This window comes from Paenibacillus phytohabitans (assembly GCF_013141775.1).
Classification (GTDB): Bacteria; Bacillota; Bacilli; order Paenibacillales; family Paenibacillaceae; genus Paenibacillus_AQ; species Paenibacillus_AQ phytohabitans.
In genome coordinates, this window is sequence record NZ_WHOB01000016.1 from 309,524 (window position 1) to 332,193 (window position 22,670).

Genomic DNA, 22,670 nt, shown 5'->3' on the forward strand with positions numbered 1-22,670 from the left:
AACACATAATGATAACACGTTTAGGCATTAAAAAGAAGCGATACTTTCATCGCTCCTCTTCAAAACCAATATTTATCTGTTACAGCCGGACTTTTTTCAGCTGTTCTTTAATGCTTTTCACCGGGTCGCCCAGGAATATCCGGGTATGCGCAGGTGTGCCTTCACGGATTTGGATCGCCAGGTTATTCAGATTCCGGATCAGCCCGAGCCGTTCACTTTCCTCCATCTGAAACTGGACACCGTACTCATACACCGCGCCATTCTCCAATTCGTGGGTCCAGGCAATTTTGCCCAACAGATGGGTTGGCTGATGCAGAATCTCGGTTTCAAACTTAAGCAGAATATTGTCGTTCACCGGCAGCTTATAGCCCATCACGAATTTCAATCCGCCCGGCCCGATATTGGTCAGATATACCTCGGTACTTCCGAGATCTACCTCCCTGCCCTTAAACGTACTTATCGTCATTCCGGCAACGAGCGGATTGGCTAAATCTACGCGGAAGTATTCCCGGCGGTTACTGACTGGCGGGATTTCTGTTACTCCCGGGCTCGGGTTGGCCATATGCTTCTCGCGAAGCAGCATTCCCAAGGCTTCCGGTTCAACCGGACGGCTGAAATAATAACCCTGTATCTCATCACACTGCTGCTCCTTTAAATACTCATACTGCGCCTCCGTCTCCACACCCTCAGCCACAACATTCATTTTTAGCGCCTTGGCCAGATTCAGAATGCACTCAATAATGCTTTGGTTCACAGGGTCAGTCAAAATTTCTTCCACAAAGGCCTTGTCAATTTTCACCGTATCCAGCGCTAACCGCTTAAGCATATATAAAGAAGAATAGCCCGTCCCAAAGTCATCAAGTGAAACTTTAATCTTCCGTTTTCTAAGCTCCTCCAGCAATTGAATGACTTCCCTCTCATTGGTCATGAAGGAGCTCTCCGTGATTTCAATCTCCAGATATTCGGGAGCCAGCCCGGACCCGGCGAGAATTTCATCAATCGTCTGCAGAATATTCTGCTGGAACAGCTGCTGCACCGAGAAATTAACGGATACCGTAATATGCGGCAGCCCCATCTCCTGCCATTGCTTGTTCTGCCGGCAAGCTTCCCGGAGCACCCATTCTCCGATAGGCACTATAAGTCCGCTCTCTTCTGCAATCGGGATGAACTCCGCCGGCGACACCAGCCCCCAGTCCGGATGATTCCAGCGGATCAGCGCCTCGGCACCGAGAATTTCCCGGGTCTGCGTATCCACTCGCGGCATATATTGCAGGAACAGCTCCTGTTTCTCCAGGGCTTTGCGCAGATCATTGGTCATGGTGAATATTTTGAAAGACTGGATGTTCAGCGATGAGGAATAGCACTGGGCCTGGTCCCTCCCCTGAGACTTGGCATGATATAGAGCAGAATCTGCATTCAGCAGGAGCCGGTCAACCGAATCCCCATCCTCCGGGAAAATACTGATCCCCATACTCAGCGTGATATTAAGCTCAAAGCCTGCTATTAAATAATCTTCCTTGGTACGGCTGATAATGGACTCGGACAGGAAGATTGCCTCACGGTGGCTCTCCACTTCCGGCAGAATAATACAGAACTCATCCCCGCTTAACCGGTATGCCACCCATCCATTTTCAAGGCTTTCCTGCAGTTTGACGGCAAACTGTTTGAGCAATGTGTCACCTATAGTGTGCCCCAGAATATCATTGACGGCCTTAAAGCGATCCAGATCAATCAGGAGCACCGCAAGCTTTTTATTATAAAATGAGGCCAGTCTTAACTGTTGATCCAGCTGCTCTTCAAACATCCGCCGATTGGGAAGCCCCGTCAGATAATCGTGATACGCCAAATACTCTGTTTCCTGCTCCGTTTCCTTCCGCTCGGTAATATCCAGGACAGTGCCAACGATTGCATCCTCATTGATGTGTAATATCCGGGTGTAATGTACTTCACAATAAATAAGGCTGCCATCCGGCTTGACGGCTCTATGTATCATTGTGCGGTTAAATTGCCCTTCCGTTAAACCCAGCATCTTGGTGGATACCGTATCGCGGTCCCCCGGGTAGATGGAATCCAATACCTGCCGTCCCATCAAGCTAACGTTCCCCAGCATTCGTTCAAGATGAGGATTAGCATAGATATATATTCCATTTTGGACAATAAAAACACCTACTATCGACTGCTCCACAATACTCCGGTATTTAGCCTCCGCTTCCAGCAGATGCCGCTCCATGGACTTTTGTTCTGTTACATTTTTGGCTATGCCATAGATACCCACCAGCTCATTAGCAATCATTACAGGAATATTCGTTACAAAAATATCAATAGCCGTGCCATCCTTATGCCTGGCTGTCAGCTCATAGCTTCGCGGGCTTACGGTTTTTATCACTTCTGCAATAACCTTTCTGGAGAGGCTGACCTGCTCCGGATCAATCAGGCGTTCAAAGCTGGCATGGACCAGCTCGCCCTCGGTATATCCAAACAGTCCGTTCATAGCTGCATTGCAGGACAGAATCATACCTTCAAGATTGCTGGAATATACCGCATCCGTATTATTTTCAAACAATGATTTGTAGTATTGGCCTTCCTCAATCAATTGAAGCTGCAAAGCTGTCTTTTCCGTGATATCCTGAACAGTCCCAATCGCCTCGTTGTCCCAAAACCGCGCACTTTCAGCGACATAACGGACCTCTCCGTCCGGGCGGATAATTCTATATTCTATTTGATAGGACTGCATGGACTCCTGGGAATTAGTGAAAGCCAATTTTACCCGCCCTGCATCCTCCTCATGGACCCTGGCAAATACATTATCTAAATCCACTCCGGAAGACAGCGCCTGACCATAAATCGCATACATATGTTTCGACCACGTTATTTTTTGCAAAATCCGGTCATATTCCCAGTACCCCACATTTGCCAGTACCTGTGCTAATTCAAACCGCTTGTTTCTTTCCGCCATAAATTCCGATAATACCACTGTTCCGGCTGCTGCCTCATCGGTTGAAGTTGAACTCGATTCCTTCTGGTTCATTGCTCCGCCTTCTTTCTGAATGCATTTTGGCAACCACCCGCTGAACACCAGATACCGGCTTTTGGTGCATACAAGAATATTTTCCCAGATGCTACTCTTATTCCACAACAACAACGAAAACCCTTTATTCGACAAAAGCACAAAAAAAGCAGAGGATTTCTCCCCTGCCCGTTGCTTGCAATAATATTATAAGACTAATCTACGATTTCAGCAGTATCGCCGTTATTGGCACCTGCAGCGTTAGCTTCGTCGGTGTCGATATGCATATCAAGCTTGAAATTGTCGGATACACGGGCGATTACGTTCTCCAGCACCAGGCCGCGTTCGCCGCCAAGGCGTACCTTCAGGAGCTGCTTGTCGGCAATGCCCCAAGCTTCTGCTTCAGAAGTGTGGAAGTGGATGTGACGGGCTGCCACAATGACACCTGTCTCCAGTTCAACTTCACCGGCTGGACCTTTGATAGTAATGCCTGGTGTTCCTTCAATATGGCCGGATTCACGTACAGGTGCCTTCACGCCGAGGCTGAATGCGTCTGTGCGCGATACTTCCAGCTGGGAAGCCGGACGGGCCGGGCCGAGAATTCTCACTTTGTCGAACTTACCTTTGGTACCGATTACTGCTACTTGCTCGTTTGCTGCGAATTGTCCTGGCTGGGAAAGGGGTTTGAACTCAGTCAATTGGTAACCTGCTCCAAACAATGCTTCCACATGCTCCTGCGTAAGGTGAATATGTCGGGCCGACACACCTACGGATACAGTCTTGCTCATTTTTAAGTCACTCCTTGTATTTTCTCTAGTATCTGTACAAGCCACTGAACATTATACATCTTATTACCCATAAAAAAAAAGACCCTCATCACAATGAGCGCCTTTTTTTCGACATTTTACGATCCGATAAACGGATTGTCATAGTTTTGCCATTTTATAATCCCCATGGGGAGGACAACGGATTAAGAACCCGCAGAAGAAGGCAGATGTGTTCTTAAGAAAGTCAGCGCATTCCCGCTCAACCAGCCTTTCACCTCATCCTCAGGGTAGTACCTCAGCAGCAAGTCGGTAAACTCCGCATATTTCCCCGGATGCTCAAGGCCCTCGACCCACATCTCAATGCCGTCAAAATCTGAGCCGAACATCAGCTGCTTCGAGCCTCCCAGCGCGCAGACATGTTCAATATGCCTCCGCATATCATCAATCTTCGCTCCTCCCCCGTCACGTACAAACCAGGGGACAAAGGTTAATCCCATGCGTCCGTCCACCGCAATCAGCGCCTGGATCTGCTCGTCGCTCAAATTGCGGGGATGGCCGCAGATGGCCGCGCTATTGGAATGTGAAGCTATGAACGGGCGTTTACTGCGTTCCGCCAGCTCCCAGAAGCCTGCCGGTGCCAGATGGGACACATCCAGCAGCATGCCGCTTCCATTGCACCACTCGATCAGCCGCCTCCCCTTCTCCGTGAAACCGCCGTTGCGCTGCTCCAGCACACCATCCGCAGCCCAGTTGGCGTAATTCCAGGTTACCCCCAGAAAACGTACTCCCAGCTCAAAGCACAGCTGTGCATAGAACAGATTGCCCTCCAGACCGTCCACGCCCTCCAGAGAGAGCATCCCGAAGGCAAGGGCTGTAAGTATCTGTTCATCTGCCTCTTCCTTCCAGCGGAGCCACTGCAGGCCCCCTGGGCCAACTACCTTCTGACGGAATAATTCAATTTGCCCGAGAACATCCTCAAACTTCGCTCTCCCGCGGTCCGCCGACAAATAAACCGCAAAAACCTGAAGTTCGACATTCCCCTCCACCAGCCGCTCTGCCGTCACGTCCAGACGGGGGTCATTCTTGAAATCTATCTCCGGACTGGCCTGCAGCTTGCTTAAGGCATCGCAGTGGAAATCCGCCACTCTCAGCTTCTTGACACTCACTGTATAGATCGTCTCCCTTCGCTTGAAGAACTGAATAACGGTGGAATCTCTTATTTATAAGTGTATGCCACAGCATCAGGGATGAGACGGGACAGTAAGTGGAAGCGGCTACGAAGCATATACATTCTTATATATCAAAATAACCCCACAAAGTGGGGCACCCCAAAAATACAAAAACCTGTTTACAATGTAAACAGGCTCCATCTAAAAAGGTCATATAATTATCTGGGTTCAACAATAAGTTTGATCGCCGTCCGGTCTTCCCCATCAATCACTATATCCGTAAAAGCCGGGATACAGATCAAGTCGACTCCGCTAGGTGCGACAAATCCCCGGGCGATGGCAACTGCTTTGACTGCCTGGTTCAGTGCTCCTGCTCCAATAGCTTGTAGCTCGGCCGATCCACGTTCGCGAAGAACACCTGCTAGTGCGCCAGCAACGGAATTTGGATTGGATTTAGCTGATACTTTTAATACATCCATAGTAAGTACCTCCCCTGGGAAAATGATGGTGTTCTTCTTCCACTACAGTAGATGTTATTCGCGAGAGAAGATTTAATTCCTTCTTTTTGCGGACCTCTCTGGAGAAATTAGTTCAAAAGATACTCTTTTTCGATATAATAAATATCACACTTTACCCAAAACAAGCGACTTTTCCCGAAAACCCTGATTCTTTGTAAATCCTCTAGCTCATCACCCATTCATCTTCACGCAGCCGGATCTTCTCCAGTCGTGTCGCCTTACCCGTAGCTTCATCAAGTTCTGCAAATAAACCGTGCAGCTGCCATTTGCCTTCGTCGACTACAAACCGGGAGGGAAGCTGAGTTGTAAATTTATAGATGATCGCATCCTTTTCCATACCCAGAATTCCTTCTCTTGAACCAACCATGCCCGCATCTGTCAAATAAGCCGTGCCTCCAGGCAGGATCACATCGTCATTGCTCTGTACATGAGTGTGCGTGCCTACAACGATCGAGGCGAGGCCATCCATGAAATAGCCCATTGCTATTTTTTCGGAGGTGGCTTCAGCATGGAAATCAACCAGAATACATTTATGCTCTCTGCGCAGCTCTTCCACAATCTCCTCGCCAATGCGGAAAGGATCATCAATCGCCGGAAGGAAGGTGCGGCCCTGCAGGTTCACAATTGCCAGCTGTTTGCCGTTGCCTTTAACCACAGTGTACCCTCTGCCCGGAGTCCCCGGCGGAAAATTAGCCGGACGGATGATCCGCGGCTCGTCATCAATGAACTCAAAGATATCCTTGTTGTCCCAGGTGTGATTGCCCATCGTAATCCCGTGCACACCCCAGTTGAAAAATTCATTGGCTATAGCCGCTGTGATCCCTCTTCCCGCTGCTGCATTCTCACCATTGGCAATAATAATATGCGGCTGATATTTACTTTTCAGAGATGGCAGCATTTCACGCAGTGCCTTTCTGCCCGTATTGCCAACGATGTCACCGATAAATAAAACTTTAATGATTTTCTCCTCCTAAAAGTTTTGTAAGCATCAGCTTCTTGGATTTTCACTTCGTAGAAAACTCGCATCGAAATCATACTCTTAAGTTTTGTAAGCATCAGCTTTTGAGAATACTCTTCGTCCAAAACTTATTTATAAGTTTAATTTCACCGATTCTGCATAGTTCCAAACTCAGGGCTTACCCGCCTGACTATGGTTCAGCTCATGCGGCCGCTAGCGGTATGCAAGAAAAAAGGCCCCGCAGGGGGGCCGATTTCCTTGCTTATTTAGCGTATTCTACAGCACGTGTCTCACGAATAACGGTAACCTTGATATGACCCGGATAATCCAGCTCACTCTCAATCATCTTCGTAATGTCACGGGCCAGACGGAAAGCTTCCGCATCATCAATCTTCTCAGGCTGTACCATTACGCGGACCTCGCGGCCTGCTTGGATAGCATAGGATTTCTCAACGCCCTCGAAGGACTCCGAGATCTCCTCCAGCTTCTCCAGACGTTTGATGTACGTTTCCAGGGTTTCGCGGCGTGCGCCAGGACGTGCAGCTGACAATGCATCAGCAGCTCCGACCAGCATTGCAATCACCGAGGTAGCTTCGACATCTCCATGATGGGATGCGATACTGTTGATAACCACCGGATGTTCTTTGTACTTCTTCGCCAGTTCGACGCCGATTTCAACATGCGAGCCTTCTACTTCATGATCAAGCGCTTTGCCGATATCATGCAGCAGTCCGGCACGTTTTGCAAGCACGATGTCTTCCCCAAGCTCACCGGCCATAAGTCCAGTCAAATAAGCAACCTCCATGGAGTGCTTAAGTACGTTTTGACCGTAGCTCGTACGGAATTTCAGACGGCCCAGAATTTTGATCAGATCCGGATGCAGACCATGAACGCCAACCTCGAAGGTAGCTTGTTCACCATATTCACGAATCCGCTCATCCACTTCTTTACGGGATTTCTCCACCATTTCTTCAATCCGTGCCGGATGGATACGTCCATCAGCCACCAGTTTCTCAAGTGCTGTACGGGCCACCTCACGGCGGATCGGATCAAATCCTGACAGTATAACCGCTTCCGGCGTATCATCAATAATAAGATCAATCCCCGTAAGAGTTTCCAGGGCGCGGATGTTACGGCCTTCGCGGCCAATAATCCGGCCTTTCATCTCTTCATTCGGCAATGTAACAACAGAAACCGTGGTTTCTGCCACATGATCAGCTGCACAGCGTTGAATAGCCAGTGTAATAATCTCGCGGGCTTTCTTGTCCGCTTCTTCCTTGGCCTGCTGTTCTATTTCCTTAATCATCTGAGCAGTTTCATGGCGAACTTCCTGTTCAACATTGCTGAGAATGATACTTCTGGCATCATCGATGCTCAGATTGGAGATACGTTCCAGCTCAGTAACCTGATTCTTGTAAATAACATCAATCTGCTGTTGGGTTTCATCAATTCGTTTCTCTTTGTTAGCTACTTGTTCTTCTTTTCGTTCAAGCGATTCCATTTTTTTATCCAGCGATTCTTCCTTTTGCAGCAAACGTCTCTCTTGCCGTTGGATTTCATTCCGACGTTCACGAGTTTCTTTCTCAGCTTCGGTACGGATTCTATGAACTTCGTCCTTAGCCTCGAGTACCGTTTCCTTCTTCAGCGCCTCCGCCTCTTTCTTCGCGTTCTCCACGATGACTACGGCTTCTTTCTCTGCGCTTGAAATCTTAGCTTCTGCAAGGGATTTACGAATAAAATAACCGAATCCAAAGAATGCTGCAGCTACAACGAGAACGATAATGACCCAGATCACTGTTTCCATCTGTTCACCTCCTCGTTGATATCCTCCAAGGCTTACCCTTGGGTATTTGTGCAGTTGTTAAACTATCCGTTCATCACCATACAAAAAACCGGTAATACACCGATTGCCATACTGCACATGCTGCACATGCACACTGCCCGCCTTATCCGGCGATTACATTTCATATGAGTTGTACGCGAACCGGAACATAAGAGTCTGCTTTTTGGGAAGGAAAAAGGATTCTTAGTTTATGCCGATTCATGTTATATTTTATTATTTATAAAAAGACATTGTCAAGAGAGTCGATAAACGCATTAAAGTCAAGAGAATCAATCCAGATCGAAAATCTCCTCTTCTTCCCCCGCAGAATCCTCTTCCGCACGTAGAATCTGGATCACCTGGCGCACCATTTCACCGGAGAATCCTCTGCGCATCAGAAACGCTCCCGTCTTGCGCCGCTTCTCATTTATATCTCCCCGGAGCAAATTCCATTTCTTCCGCCCGGTCTGCAGTGCGCTCTCCATTTCCTGCTCAGGGGTGATCTGATCCAGCGCTTCAGAGATCAGCGATTTATCAATCCCCTTCTCGCGAAGCTCCTGGCGGATCCACATTTTTCCCTTACGCTGATTCGTTATGCGCTGTTCCGCCCACTGCTTGGCGTACAAGGGGTCATCCAGAAGCCGCTCCTCCTGCAGCCGCAGCAGAACTTCGGCAATAACAGTCTCCCCTATTTCCTTCTCCCGTAAACGGCGGGCCATTTCCTGTGCCGTTCTGGGCTTGCGTTCCAGGTATTTCAGACCTTCTACATAAGCCCGCTGGCGTTCATCGGCAGCAACAATTTCCTCCAGATCCGCCTTCACAAACGAGCTTCCGGAAATCATCCGGTATTTAATCATGACATCTTCATGAACAGTCACGTTATAGGCACCGAAATGAATCAAATAACGGTAATTCGACTTCTTCAGCCGCTCTACACGCGTGATTATAAGTTCTTCATCTTCGGGAAAATCGGCCAGAATCTGTACATCCTGTTCATCCGGCTCTGAATCCAATTGTATCACCATAACTGTCACTCACCTCGTTAACATAGACATAATGCCCGATTAATTTACGAAAAAGCGCCCTGCTCATTCATCACAGGGCGCCTTATATCTTATCTTCATTATTAAAATTAAATTGCTAAGGACCTGCAGCTTACATTATTCAATCTCAAGCAGCAATTTCTCTTCTTCCTCTTGCTCTGCAACCACATCAGCTTCTGTTGGTGCAGCTACCAGAGTAGATAAATTACTTGCTTCGCGGATCTTATTCTCAATCAACAGGGCAATATCCTGATGTTCTTTCAGGAACTGCTTGGAGTTCTCACGGCCTTGGCCAAGACGCTCGCCCTCATAAGAATACCAGGCGCCGCTCTTGTTGACGATATCCATCTCAGTACCGATATCCACAAGGCTTCCCTCTCTGGAAATCCCTTCGCCGTACATGATATCCACATCCGCTTGCTTAAACGGAGGCGCTACCTTGTTCTTCACGACTTTGATCTTGGTGCGGTTACCCACAACATCGTTCCCCATCTTAATGCTCTCTACCCGGCGTACATCGAGACGAACGGAGGAGTAGAATTTCAGAGCGCGTCCACCCGGAGTGGTCTCAGGGTTACCGAACATAACTCCGATCTTCTCACGAAGCTGGTTAATGAAGATGGCAATCGTGTTGGATTTGTTAATGGCACCAGACAGCTTGCGCAATGCCTGGGACATCAGACGGGCCTGCAAACCTACGTGGGAATCTCCCATGTCGCCTTCGATTTCGGCCTTCGGTACCAATGCTGCAACAGAGTCAATAACGATGATGTCTACAGCTCCACTGCGAACGAGAGCTTCAGCAATTTCCAGTGCCTGTTCGCCCGTATCCGGCTGGGATAGCAGCAATTCATCAATGTTAACGCCAAGCGCATTTGCATACTTAGGGTCAAGGGCATGCTCCGCATCGATGAAAGCAGCTTGTCCGCCAAGCTTCTGTACTTCTGCGATAGCATGAAGTGCAACGGTCGTCTTACCGGATGATTCCGGTCCGTATACTTCAATAATGCGTCCTTTGGGAAGTCCGCCAATACCTAGTGCAATATCAAGTGCCAAAGATCCGCTAGGTACAACTTCCACTTTCATGTGAGTGGATTCTCCCAGTTTCATGATCGAACCTTTACCGAATTGTTTTTCTATTTGACGAAGCGCCATATCAAGCGCTGCACGACGATCTGACAATCAGACCACTTCCTTCACTGTTTATAGTATTATAATAACGTGTTTTGGAGGTCTTGCCAAGCTTTTTTTCGAACATACATTCGTTTTTTTTGTCTCCCGGGTTAATACTCCCTTTTATTGTAAGCCTCCTTCCGGATGATAGAGACACAAGCTTAATCCTCAAAAGGTCTCACGCGGTGGATCATAGAGGTCACGCCAGCGGGGAATATAAACAAAGAACCGCAGCAGAGAATTTCTATGCCACGGTTCTTCCGTATGAACAAATTATATACCGGCCCGGTTGATTATTGCAAGGCCGATCCTTCAAGCGGGGTTGCCACCTTGCGTTCCTCCAGCCGGCGCCAGAGTCGGTACAGCAAGGCCTTGACTGTACGCAGGCGGATGTTCTCGCGGGTTCCCTTGAGATTCAGCTCGTATACCTCCGTCTTCCGGCCGCGTTCGGCCAGTCCGACGAACACAAGCCCCACAGGCTTCCGTTCGGAATAGCCCGGCCCGGCTACACCGGTAACAGACAAGCCAAAGTCACTATCCCCGATCATCCGCACCTGCTCTGCCAGCACTTCGGCTACCTCACGGCTGACCGCACCGGGTGCGTCAGGACCCTCCAGCATAGCTGCAGGCACATTCAGCAGCTTCTTCTTCAAATCGTTCGAATAACAGACGATTCCACCGGCGAACATGGATGCACTGCCCGGGATGTTCGTGATGCTCTCCATCAGCAGTCCGCCCGTGCAGCTCTCAGCAGCACTAAGCGTCAGGCCTGCATCCGCCATCCAGTCGACAATCAGCTGTTCCAGCGGCACATCAATATTGGCATACAGATTCTCCGGCAGAATATCGGCAATCTTCTTCTCCAGCACATCAAGCTTAACCATAGCCTCACGCTCGGACGGGGCTTTGGTGGAAATACGCACTGTCACTTCGCCTTCCTTGGCGTAAGGAGCAATCGTAGGATCGCTCTGGCCGCGGATCAGGTCAATCAGCTTGTCCTCCAGCAGCGATTCGCCAATGCCTGCAAACTTAAGCATCTTGGAGTAGATCGGCATTTCGCTGGTCAGTGCATGCTGCTGCAGCCAAGGCTTGGCTTTATCTGTGAACATCGGCTTCATCTCCCGGGGTGGACCCGGCAGTACGATGTAGTACTTGTTATCTTCTGCAAAAGCAATACCTACCGCAAGGCCGATTTCATTAGACAACGGTGTCGTTCCTTCAATCACCAGCGCCTGCTTGCGGTTATTCTCGGTCATGACAATCTTGCGGTCATCGAAGAAGCGCTGCACATGATCCATAGCAAGCTGGTCGATATGAAGGGTACGGCCAAGCGCCGCAGCAAGTGCATCTTTGGTCAGATCATCTTCTGTCGGTCCGATTCCGCCGGTGAACAATATAATATCTGCACGGTTCCGTGCAATCTCAATTGCTTCCATAAGACGGTTCTTGTTGTCTCCGACCACGGTCTGAAAATATACATCAATCCCTAACGCAGCCAGCTCTATTGAAAGAAACTGGGCATTGCTGTTTACTATCTGTCCAAGCAAAAGTTCTGTTCCAACGGCAATAATTTCCGCTTTCATAGCTGGCGTTCTCCTCCTGATTGTAGAAATCATGCAAAAATCAAGCAGCTTGGCAAACTTCAGGCATTATGAAGCTGCAGCAAGTCCTTGTTTTTCACGAAATAATCAATACCCGAATAGATGGTGATAATCGCTGCAGCCCAAATCGCAATATCATCCACCGGGATGCTGACGAACTGGAACGGGAAATTGTTAAGCAGAAGCAGCGAAATCGCGACAATTTGAGTGACTGTCTTTATCTTGCCCCATTTGCTCGCGGCCACTACTTTGCCTTCAAGCAGTGCCACCTGGCGCAGTCCGGTCACGGCAAATTCACGGCTGATGATGACAATGGCAATCCAGGAATCACATCTTCCCAGCTCAACCAGCGAGATCAATACTGCAGAGACCAGCAGCTTGTCTGCAAGCGGGTCCAGCAGTTTGCCGAGATTGGTAACCATGTTATACTTTCTGGCTATGTACCCGTCTATTCCATCTGTACTGGCGGCAAGCAGGAAAATAACAGCTGCAATCAAATGATTAATTGAAAGCTGAAATGAGCCCCAATGTATCGGTTCCGGATAGAAGCTGAAATCCACCAGCAGAAAAAACATCATAATCGGGATAAGACAAATACGTGCTAGCGTGATGCGGTTGGGCAAATTCACTGAAGTTCCTCCCCTGATCCATACGAATCCGATATTCCACAATTTTCTTCAAAACTGCTTTAGCTAGTATATTATAGCCATAAATAAGTGTCAAAAAAACATAAAATACCCCGCAAAGTAAGGTGCGTATACACTGCGGGGTACGTAAGCTTACTTTAAATTGTTAAACTGCAGATCGAGCGGCAAATCAGCTTTGCGCAGGAGCTGGATAATTTGCTGGAGATCATCGCGGCTTTTACCGGTAACACGGATCTGATCCCCCTGAATGGTGCTCTTCACCTTCAGTTTGGAGTCACGGATCAAGATGTTAATCTTCTTCGCGTTCTCCTGATCAATTCCCTGCTTCAGGCCCAGACGCTGGCGTACAGTCCCCAGTGAGGCGGGTTCTACTTTGCCAAAATCCATATTTTTCAGTGTAATTCCTCGCTTAACCATTTTCGACTGCAGGATATCAATAACCGCATTTAGCTTGTATTCATCCTCTGAAGCGATGACCAGCGCATCTTTTTCCAGCTTTAGACTGCTTTTGCTGTTCTTGAAATCGAAGCGGTTATCAATTTCCTTCTCCGTCTGGTGAACCGCATTGGTTAATTCCTGCATATCCATTTTGGATACAATGTCGAATGAACTTTCCGAACTCATGATTCCACGTCCTTTGCTTACATTTAGTCTGTTCCTATTATATGAGAAAGGGACTCTTAAGTCTAATACTGGAAGGGAAAGCACCGCCGGCATTACAAAACAACCCCACAAAGTGGGGTCCTGGCTTCCAGAGATAGAACGTAAAGAGATAGAGCGTATAACTATGTATTAAGGATTACATTATAAAAAACACGTCTCCCGAAGCAAACTCCGGGAGACGCTCACATCCAGGTATTATCTGCTGCGTGCAGGAGCCCGGAACATATCCAGAATCCCAAGCACAATATGTGCCAGTCCGAAGCCCAGAATACCATAGCCCCAGGCACCCGGTGTCAGATAATAACCGAGGAGACTGACAATAATGCCAAGTCCTGTTACGATCCAGCTGACGGTCATGAGAGAATACACCTCACTTTGGAGTAAGAACTGTAAATCATTCCTAGGTTCTCCAATCCGCCAAAACCTATACATTGGATTTGCTATTCGGTAGTGGTACTCTCACCGTCAGCAGCTGCACCATCAGTGCCGGAGGCAGAAGTTCCGTCATCCAGCTCCAGGAGCAGCCGGGACGATGTTTTGCCATCGGTAATAACTTGTCCGTTCACAGAAATTGTAGTAGCCGGGGAATATCCGGATTTGATGTACATTCCTGCACTTCCGAGTGTAAAGCTCATATTATCGCCAGCCTTAGTGTTTCCGAAGCTTAGCTTCTCCCCCTTGGAGTTCTCGCCCTGGTAGACTTCAAGCCAGCTGACTCCCGTCGCCGCAATCTCTACCTGAACCGAGCTTCCCGAAGGTGCCGTAACCTTATAGATTGTCGTTTTGCCCGACTTGCGGTCTTCTGTAACCGTTATGGACTGCGTGGACGGAGTCGGGGAAGGCACCGGAGTAGCAGTTGGTGCAACAGTCGCAGTTGCTCCAGTATCCGGAGTAGCTGTAGCTGCTGCACCGCCGCCGGCCGCTGTGGCTGAAGGCTGAACCTTCGCCGGATCTTGCGTAGCGGCAGTCAAACTCCCCGAATCCGTTTTGTCCGCCTCTTCTTTATTCATCGTTGAAGATGCATACAGATAGATGACCACAAGGATTAAGACAGGAAAGGTCCACATCAGCAAGGTAGGCAGCCACTTGGCATTCCGTTCCGTTTCAGGCTTGCGGCTCCGCTTCTGGATCACTGTCTCCATGGTGGTATCGACCGGAGCCGCAGGCACATTGCCGTGCTCCTCCATCAGTTCATCCGGGTTTACCCCGACCGCTTCAGCATAGGTTTTGATAAAGGCCCGGACATAGAAACTTCCCGGAAGCACTTTATAGTCACCTGCTTCGATGGCTTCCAAATATTTTTTGCGGATCTTTGTTACTTCCTGGACATCATCAAGACTCATCCCTTTTTGCAGACGCGCCTCCTTCAAATGCCGGCCCAGTTCCGACATACCATCACCTCCTAAAAATATTGTATATATTAAAGATCATCACTGTAGCTTGTCGTAAACGACTCGTACAATATCTCTTCGTTCGGCATATTGCGCAGCTCGATAATGATATCGAAATCATCAAAGGTGTATTCGGATTCCCGCACAAAAATATCCGGGTGCTCAATCACCTTGGTGCTCGGCATACTCATAACGTTCTGCAGCAGGTTGTAATGCTTCTCATTCGAACGTATAGTGCTGACAATTCCGTCAATGATGAATACATTATTCGGGTTCAGCTCATCATCCGCCAGTTGGCTCCGTACCGTCTGCCGCAGCAGCGTGGATGAGACAAAGGTCCAGCGCTTCATGGCACATACACTGCCGGCAATAATAGATTCCGTCTTCCCTACACGCGGCATGCCTCGTAGACCTATAACCTGATTCCCTTCCCGCTTAAACAATTCACCGAGGAAATCCACCAGCAGTCCGAGCTCATCGCGGGTGAAGCGGAAGGTCTTGCGGTCATCCGAATCGCGGTCAATATATCGTCCATGACGGACGGCAAGCTTATCCACAAGGCGCGGAGAACGCAGTGCCGTAACCGTTATATTATCAACTTTTTTGAGCATCTCGCCCATCAGCATGATCTTCTCATCGTCACTTGTTTCCAGCAGCATCCCGCGGGTTTTGCCTTCAACACCGTTAATCGTCAGGATATTGACTTCCAGCATCCCCAGCATCGAAGCGATATCTCCAAGGAGACCGGGTCTGTTCTTATGTATCTTGTACTCCATATACCATTGTTTATATTCCACTTTTGCGCACCTCATAGATTCCTTTTCCCTGCATGTCACTTTCGCTACACGGGTCATGTTAATGATATATAAAAAAAAATTGAAAGGCAAGGACACTGTTGTAATAATTGCAGAAAAGCTCCCGCAAGGGGAGCTTCTTCCGCATGCTTATGCGTTTTTCTTTGCCAGTTTGACCATGAGTCCAGCAATAGTATGCTTCTCATCATCCGTTCCGACATCCCAGAGCTCTTTGATGGCCCGGTTGGAATAGTTGCCCGGATCGACCTTCTTATCGAGGAATTCCCCGATTTCAAAAGCCAGCTTGGTGATGGTCTCGTCGCTCATCCCCATTTTTTCGGCCTGAATGACCCGGTCTCCCAAAAAGCTTTTCCAGGTATCAAAGTTCTTCACTACGGAATCTGTTGACATCTTAAATCCTCCTCAAGTTGTAATGATATTGAGATTTAAAAGCAACAGTTATAATATGTCTCAAGCCGGAAGTTCTTATGCTGGAGCATTTCCCCAGAACTCATGCTGCCTGGCCTTAAGTAATCCAGCCGCCGTTCGGACTGATGATCTGGCCGGTAATATACCCCGATTCAGGCAGCGCCAGAAAATAAACCAGCGATGAAATATCTTCAGGAGAAGCAAGCCTCCCCGCAGGGATCTCATCCTCCAGCATCTTCACCTCATCCGCCTGCAGATTGGCCAGCATGGCTGTGTGGACCGCTCCCGGTGCAACAGCATTCACTGTTACCTTGGAAGGTGCCAGTTCCTTGGCCAGCGCCTTGGTAAAAGCATTCACTCCACCCTTGCTCGCCGAATAAGCCACTTCACAGGAAGCGCCCGAAATCCCCCAAACGGAAGAGACATTAATAATCCGCCCGTAACGCTGGGAGACCATATAAGGCATAAAAATCTGGCTGCACATAAAGGTGCCCTTCAGATTCACCGCCATAATATCGTCCCACACTTCCTCCGTTACATCGGCCAGCATGCCATAATGCGCCTTTCCGGCATTGTTGACCAGAATATCCGGCATCATGCCGCTGGCCTCAAGCCGCTCGGCCATACGCACAAGCTGGCTGCGGTCCTTCATGTCCGCAGCCACAGTCATCACCTTTGCCCCCAGCGCCATGCACCGCCGGGCAACATCATTCGCCGCTTCATGCGAATTCATATAATGAATCACAATGTTCATGCCTACCGAAGCAAATCGCTCGGCGATGGCTCCGCCGATTCCCCCGCTGCCTCCGGTAATAAGCACTGTCATTTCTCCAATCGCTTTGCTGTCCTCTCCCGGTAATGCCATTAAGGACTCACCACAAGCGATACGGCCAGCTGCTCCCAGTCCACATGATTACGCAGCCGGTTATTCACTTCCTCCAGCGTGATCGATTCATAGAGGGGAAGCACTTCGAACAGATCTCCGCCGCGGAACTGGTAACGGGTGAACTCATGGGCAATGCTCTCCGGCGAATTCAGCATACGCAGATAGCCGCCGATTTTCTTTTTGCGGGCACGCTCGAAATCCTTCTCCGCGAAGCCCGTCTCCTGGATATGACCAACCTCTTCTTTGATCCGGTCAAGCAGCAGGCCCGGATCTTTGGTATCGCCGCCGATTGCCGAGAACGCATATTGCGGGGAGCTGTTGAATTCATGGCCGAAGCTGTCCGAGATCAGCTCCTCATCATAGAGCTTCTGATACAGCGCCGTACTGCTGCCGAGCAGCAGATCCAGCATCAGTCTGGTGGTCAGATCACGGCGAACTGCCGCCTCACCCGTGAGGCCATCCACCTTTTCCTTGAACCCGAACATCATTTTGGGAATAGAGACCGCGAGCCGGCTCTCCACATGCTTCGATGCCACCTCATGCGGCTCCTGCTCGAAGATGCGGGTGATTTCACCCTGCTTCTCATAATTTTTACCCTTTTGATTGCTGCGGATCAGTTCAAATACCTTCTCAGGATCGACACCGCCGACAATGAACAGCAGCATATTGCTGGGATGGTAGAAGGAGTTGTAACAGGTATACAGCGTTTCTTTGGTGATGGTAGCGATCGACTCGATGGTTCCGGCAATGTCAATATGAACCGGATGTTTGGCATACATCGCCTCGATCAGCCCGAAATACACACGCCAGTCCGGGTTATCCGCATACATGTTAATCTCCTGGCCGATGATCCCTTTTTCCTTCTCGACATTCTCATCCGTGAAATAAGGACGCTGCACAAAATCAACGAGGGTACTGAGATTCTGCTCAATGTTCTCCGTCGCCGAGAAAAGGTATACCGTCTGGTCAAAGCTGGTAAAAGCATTCGCGGATGCGCCGTTGGAAGCAAAGGTGGCAAAGATATCACCTTCCGGCTCTTCGAACATTTTGTGCTCCAGAAAATGGGCGATACCGTCAGGCACAGTGGTTTCTTCCCCGCCCGCTACTTTAAAGTGATTATCTACAGAACCGTATTTGGTCGCAAAGGTAGCGTAGGTTTTGAGAAAAGACGGCTTCGGCAGCACATACACCTGCAGACCGTTATCCATAACCTCATGATACAGTGTTTCTTGAAGTCTTTCGTAATGGAGCTTTTCCACCGCTATTCCTCCTTCCCTGTCAGGAAATAAATCGTATCAAGCTGGAAGGTGTCAGCCGCAGCCTTCACTTCTTCCGCTCCTATGTGGTCAACCTGGTCCATCAGTTCCTGTGCAGAACGGTCCTTGCCGGATATCTGGCGGTTAAAATCATACGAGATCATCTCAAATGCGGAATCCTGAATTTCGGACAAAAGGTTGCGGATCATCGCTTTGGTCTGGCTCAGCTCCAGATCACTGATATTGCCGGCCTTCAGCTCATCCAGCTGCTTGCGGATAATATCAACGGCCTTGCCGTAATTCTGGGTCTCGATTCCCGCTTGAATCGTCCCGATGCCCTTATGCCCGTCATAGCGTGAGGAAGCATAATAGGCCAGACTCTCTTTCTCGCGCACATTGACGAACAGCTTCGAATGCGGATATCCGCCGAGGATACCGTTGTACATAAGTGCAGAAGCGTATCTGTCATCCTTGTACGTGATTGAGGTGCGCAGCCCCATATTCAGCTTGCCTTGATTGACATCCAGCTTCTCCTCCACCGTCCGCACTTCAGTAACCGTTACCGGGGTGAAGTCTGAGGTGTACGGCGCAGATTCGGAATGTTGGGCGCGGCCGAAATTGGCAATGACCAGCTTCTCCACTTCTTCCGGTGTAGTATCACCTACCACGTACAGATCAAGGGTCGCTCCATTCAGCCAGGAATTATAGGACTGGTACAGCGATTCAGGGGTGATCGTATCCAGATCGGCTCTTTGTCCGAGCGGATGCAGACGGTATGGTTCAAGGCGGCACATTTCCTCAATGCAGCGTTCTGCCGCGTAACGGATTTTATCGTTCACAATCGCTTCCAGCTTCTTGCGGACGGTCTCGCGTTCAGTCGCCACATAAGACGCGCGGAAGCTTCCATCCTCCAGCAATGGCCGGGTCAATACTTCTCCGAGAAAAGCAAAAGATTCTCCAAGCAGGCTCTCCTTGCTCTGTACGAAGGAGTCATTGATCGTGTCCATCCGGAACTGCACGATCTGATAATCGCCGCGTTTGTAGATGTCGAAGCCGAAACCTGCACCATAAAGCTCCTCCAGACGTTCGCGGAACTGGGTGGTTTCAGGGTAGGAGGCTGTGCCCCGGCGGAGCACAAAAGGAACCAGCGCTGTAGGGGTGACGGTACTTTCGTCAAGCGGAACGCCGGCATAAAGTGAGATGGCGAACGTCTTGAACGCCTTGGTCGGCAGAACGTGTATGCGCATGCCTGCGGCGCTGCCATGTTGAAATCCATTATTTGTCAAGTCCAAAACTCCTTTGCGGCGTGAGTAGATGCTATACAACAAGTTTATGAAGTATTATCCATTCTAAACCATTCCAAAGTAAGGAAGCAACCGGAAGACAGCGTACCGGTTGCTCTCAGAAAAGATTTATACGGACGCTGTCATGCTGCCATTAATGCCTTGCTGTGCAAAAACATTCCTTCAGCTACATACAGAAAATATGCTCGCCGATCGTCTTCACCTGCGGCCGGCTCCAGATCCATTTGGAAGTGGCTGTCTTGGGATTGAAATAATAGAGGCAGCCGCCGGAAGGGTCCCAGCCGTTAAGCGCCTGCTGCACTGCCTTGCGTGCCTGTTCATTAGGCTCCAGATAAATTTGTCCGTCAGCAACAGCCGTAAAGGCTCCGGGTTGAAAAATCACCCCCGAAGGCGTGTTGGGAAAGCTCGGTGATTTAACCCGGTTAAGAATAACCGCCGCCACCGCTACCTGTCCTTCAAACGGTTCCCCGCGTGATTCACCGTAAACGGCATTAGCCATGATTTTCAGATCATTTTCGGACAGCCCCATCGTATTGCCGGAAGACAGCTCAGCTGTATTCGTTTTGGCTGTTTCATTCTTTTTTGCCGCTGTGCCGGATGATGTATCCTTATTGGCGGTCGATGTCTTGGGGGCTGTAGGTTTCCAGGCTGTTGTTGCATTGTACAGTTTGAGCTTTGTTTTGGCACCAACGACTCCGTCGGATTTCAAGCCGAATTTCCACTGGAACCAGGTGACGGCATTTTTGGTTTTGGCCCCGAACTGGCTGTCAATAGCACCGGCATAATAGCCCAGATGCTTAAGTCTCCCCTGGAGCTCATACACATCCTGCCCGGAGGATCCAAGCTTCAGCGGCGTTGTGCCAAAAGCGGGTAATGCTTCTTCCCCTTCGTCAGGAATTTCCGTTATAACTGGGGCTGCTGCATTCGATTGGGCGTACGTCACGCCACGATCTTCAAAGAATACGCCGGCAAACGGTGCGGCGGCCAAGGCAAGGGTCAGTACGGCAAAGATCCACTGCTTATGTTTTGTCATAGGGGTTCGCTCTACCTTTCTCTTGTAAGTTCTGCATGAATGGCTAAAGTTATTATGACGACTGACAAGACATCCTATGCATTACCGAAAGACTGGCAAGAGCAAATCCATTGCAACTGAGAACAATTATCAACTATACTTGGGTTATGAACCAACAGGAGTTGAGAAGAATCATGAATCTGAAGGACCATATCGTACTGTGGAACCACGCTTTAATAGAAGTTATTGATATCCGCAAGGCCTCTTTCACTTCGGGAGAACCTCCGCTGCTGTACCGCCTTCCAGCCAGTACATATATGTATGTCGTACGCGGCAGTGCAACTGTACTTATAGATGAGATTTCATTTGAAATCAGCGGCTCCAGTGTCATTCATGGCGGCAGAGGCATGATGATCAAAGTGCTCAAGACACAGGAAATCCTGGATTATTACTTAATTTTGTACAGATCCACACTCACCCTCCCCGGACGGCGGAATCTCACAGCACTTATGGAGCGCAGCCGGCCTTTTAGCAAAATTTACAATTTCACTCCAGGCAATCCGCTTCCGCTGTACGAGATCCTGATCCAGATGTATGGCGAATGGCAGCAAGGCGGCGTACTCGAGCATCTGCATGCCAAAGCCTTGTTCTATCAATGGGTCCATGAGCTGCTCCGTCAGCTCCATGCGCAGGATATTCAGCCCTTCAAAGCGGATTCGCTGGACCAGGCAGTACGCTACATGCACGACAGTTACAGCAAACCATTCACGCTGGATGCACTCGCCCGCACACTCGGGATGAGCCCAAGAACCTTGTCGAGGCTTTTCCGGATGAGGCTTCAGACCAGCCCTGCCCAGTATATGATACAGATCCGCATGGACAAAGCCCGGGAGCTGCTGCTGAATACAGAGTCCACGCTGCATGATATTGCGCTTGCCGTCGGCTACCCGGATGCATATCATTTCGGCAAAATGTTCAAAAAGCATTTCGGCACCTCGCCGGTAAGGTACAAAAACTCCCTGCTAACCGTGTCAAACTGGCCGGAAATACCATCCGCTGTGTCCGCTTATGACATTGCCTGGGAAGACACTCTCCGATATATTGATGATGATAATCATTATCAATATAACCCAAAAGGAGCGTCACCCATGTTCAGAACGGCTAAACCATCCCTAATGCTCACCTTGTTGTTATGCTTCACCATAGTGTTAAGCGCGTGTTCCGCAGGAGGTGCCAACAACACTACAGCGGGCAATGCCAGCAACTCAGGAGCCGCTTCGCCTGCTGCGACTGCAGCCGCTACAACATCCCCTGATAACACTGCAGCCGAGGCCCAGACCCGGACCATCTCCACCGTCAAAGGAGACGTAGAGGTTCCAGCCGATCCCCAGCGTGTCGTAGTACTGTATCTGCTGGGCGATGTCCTCGCACTTGGTATCAAACCCATAGGTGTATCTGATGTATCCGAAGGCGCAGCCTTTGAGAATGAATTGAAGGATGTACAGAAGCTGGGCACCTGGTTTGAGGCTAGTCCTGAGGCTGTACTCTCGCTGGATCCCGATCTGATCATTGTTCCTTCTGAGGAGACCTATGCTGCACTGCATGACATCGCACCGACAGTGCTGGTCCCTTATGAGAAGATGACGACCGATGAGCGGGTAAGGTTCATTGGACATATTTTCGGCAAGGAAGAACAGGCTACCGGCCTTTTGAACAGCTTCAATGCCAAAGTGGAGGACAGTAAGCAGAAGCTGCAGGAAGCGGGAATTCTCGGTTCAACGGTCTCCATCATGGAAGGCGGCGCAGACCGCAGCATGGTAGTGGTCATGAGCAAACAGTATGGCCGGGGTTCACAGGTCATTTATGAATATCTCGGAATGAAGGCGCCTGAGATTCTCCAGCAAAAAATTGATTCCAAGAGCGATATGGGCGGTGATTCCGTATCCTTTGAAGTTCTGGCCGATTACAGTGGAGATTATATCTTCCGTTCTTCCTACGACGGGATGGCTGATCTGACTGCCGACCCGCTCTGGAACAGCATTCCGGCAGTCAAAGAAGGCCGCCTGATGGAGATTGACTTCGGATTATCCTATTACAGCGATATCTATTCGCTGAACGCGCAGCTTGATTTCATTGTGGACAGCCTGCTTGCAGCACCCCGGGTCAAGTAATTGTAGATCAATCACAAATTGCCTAACTTAAAAAAGATGACCCGTATCTACTTCTACGG

20 protein-coding genes are annotated in these 22,670 nt (G+C 49.4%); 1 reads left to right on the forward strand and 19 read right to left on the reverse strand.

The window, feature by feature from the left end; genetic code table 11:
• Positions 1-79: 79 nt before the first annotated feature.
• From GC101_RS03055 to sleB, 19 genes are all read right to left on the reverse strand, one after another.
• Positions 80-3,028: an EAL domain-containing protein gene (locus tag GC101_RS03055; RefSeq protein ID WP_171716049.1), complete on the reverse strand. Its 2,949-nt coding sequence runs from the start codon at positions 3,026-3,028 to the stop codon at positions 80-82.
• A 194-nt stretch (positions 3,029-3,222) separates the two neighbouring features.
• Positions 3,223-3,795, reverse strand: a complete 573-nt coding sequence (pduL, locus tag GC101_RS03060) for a phosphate propanoyltransferase (protein ID WP_039294751.1) — start codon at positions 3,793-3,795, stop codon at positions 3,223-3,225.
• 182 nt (positions 3,796-3,977) lie between these two features.
• Complete coding sequence (locus GC101_RS03065) at positions 3,978-4,940, reverse strand: dipeptidase (RefSeq protein ID WP_343049566.1); 963 nt, start codon at positions 4,938-4,940, stop codon at positions 3,978-3,980.
• A 221-nt stretch (positions 4,941-5,161) separates the two neighbouring features.
• The gene (locus GC101_RS03070) at positions 5,162-5,422 is read right to left on the reverse strand and encodes a stage V sporulation protein S (RefSeq protein WP_019910496.1); all 261 of its coding nucleotides are present in this window, start codon (positions 5,420-5,422) and stop codon (positions 5,162-5,164) included.
• A 202-nt stretch (positions 5,423-5,624) separates the two neighbouring features.
• Entirely contained in the window at positions 5,625-6,419 is a 795-nt protein-coding gene (locus GC101_RS03075; protein WP_039294761.1) for a TIGR00282 family metallophosphoesterase, read from the reverse strand.
• A gap of 262 nt (positions 6,420-6,681) precedes the next feature.
• On the reverse strand, positions 6,682-8,223 hold the full coding sequence (gene rny, locus GC101_RS03080; RefSeq protein WP_039294762.1) for a ribonuclease Y: 1,542 nt from the start codon (positions 8,221-8,223) through the stop codon (positions 6,682-6,684).
• A gap of 308 nt (positions 8,224-8,531) precedes the next feature.
• A complete protein-coding gene (locus tag GC101_RS03085; RefSeq protein ID WP_039294765.1) occupies positions 8,532-9,266 on the reverse strand; it encodes a regulatory protein RecX in 735 nt (244 codons plus the stop codon).
• Positions 9,267-9,401: 135 nt separating this feature from the next.
• Positions 9,402-10,466, reverse strand: a complete 1,065-nt coding sequence (gene recA / locus GC101_RS03090; RefSeq protein WP_039294766.1) for a recombinase RecA — start codon at positions 10,464-10,466, stop codon at positions 9,402-9,404.
• Positions 10,467-10,750: 284 nt separating this feature from the next.
• Positions 10,751-12,040: a competence/damage-inducible protein A gene (locus GC101_RS03095; RefSeq protein ID WP_039294769.1), complete on the reverse strand. Its 1,290-nt coding sequence runs from the start codon at positions 12,038-12,040 to the stop codon at positions 10,751-10,753.
• Positions 12,041-12,099: 59 nt separating this feature from the next.
• The gene (gene pgsA / locus GC101_RS03100) at positions 12,100-12,687 is read right to left on the reverse strand and encodes a CDP-diacylglycerol--glycerol-3-phosphate 3-phosphatidyltransferase (protein WP_039294770.1); all 588 of its coding nucleotides are present in this window, start codon (positions 12,685-12,687) and stop codon (positions 12,100-12,102) included.
• Between the two features lie 150 nt (positions 12,688-12,837).
• Positions 12,838-13,329 carry a YajQ family cyclic di-GMP-binding protein gene (locus GC101_RS03105; protein WP_171716050.1) on the reverse strand — a complete coding sequence of 164 codons (492 nt, stop codon included), beginning with the start codon at positions 13,327-13,329 and terminating at the stop codon, positions 12,838-12,840.
• Positions 13,330-13,563: 234 nt separating this feature from the next.
• Positions 13,564-13,725, reverse strand: a complete 162-nt coding sequence (locus tag GC101_RS03110; protein WP_167336664.1) for a hypothetical protein — start codon at positions 13,723-13,725, stop codon at positions 13,564-13,566.
• An 83-nt stretch (positions 13,726-13,808) separates the two neighbouring features.
• Positions 13,809-14,759, reverse strand: a complete 951-nt coding sequence (locus GC101_RS03115) for a RodZ domain-containing protein (protein ID WP_171716051.1) — start codon at positions 14,757-14,759, stop codon at positions 13,809-13,811.
• Positions 14,760-14,788: 29 nt separating this feature from the next.
• On the reverse strand, positions 14,789-15,556 hold the full coding sequence (locus tag GC101_RS03120) for a DUF3388 domain-containing protein (RefSeq protein WP_039294778.1): 768 nt from the start codon (positions 15,554-15,556) through the stop codon (positions 14,789-14,791).
• Positions 15,557-15,703: 147 nt separating this feature from the next.
• Entirely contained in the window at positions 15,704-15,964 is a 261-nt protein-coding gene (locus GC101_RS03125; RefSeq protein ID WP_036692667.1) for a DUF3243 domain-containing protein, read from the reverse strand.
• A gap of 115 nt (positions 15,965-16,079) precedes the next feature.
• Positions 16,080-16,847, reverse strand: a complete 768-nt coding sequence (ymfI, locus tag GC101_RS03130; protein ID WP_171716052.1) for an elongation factor P 5-aminopentanone reductase — start codon at positions 16,845-16,847, stop codon at positions 16,080-16,082.
• Positions 16,847-18,127 (reverse strand): EF-P 5-aminopentanol modification-associated protein YfmH, encoded by a 1,281-nt coding sequence (gene yfmH / locus GC101_RS03135; RefSeq protein ID WP_171716053.1) that lies wholly within the window; start codon positions 18,125-18,127, stop codon positions 16,847-16,849. Before yfmH ends, ymfI begins: the two co-directional genes overlap by 1 nt.
• Before the next feature lie 2 nt (positions 18,128-18,129).
• The gene (yfmF, locus tag GC101_RS03140; RefSeq protein ID WP_171716054.1) at positions 18,130-19,410 is read right to left on the reverse strand and encodes an EF-P 5-aminopentanol modification-associated protein YfmF; all 1,281 of its coding nucleotides are present in this window, start codon (positions 19,408-19,410) and stop codon (positions 18,130-18,132) included.
• Positions 19,411-19,594: 184 nt separating this feature from the next.
• Entirely contained in the window at positions 19,595-20,461 is an 867-nt protein-coding gene (gene sleB / locus GC101_RS03145) for a spore cortex-lytic enzyme (protein WP_171716055.1), read from the reverse strand.
• A gap of 173 nt (positions 20,462-20,634) precedes the next feature.
• Between sleB and GC101_RS03150 the strand changes: the two genes are divergently transcribed.
• Positions 20,635-22,611 carry an AraC family transcriptional regulator gene (locus GC101_RS03150; RefSeq protein ID WP_171716056.1) on the forward strand — a complete coding sequence of 659 codons (1,977 nt, stop codon included), beginning with the start codon at positions 20,635-20,637 and terminating at the stop codon, positions 22,609-22,611.
• The last annotated feature ends 59 nt before the right edge of the window (positions 22,612-22,670 follow it).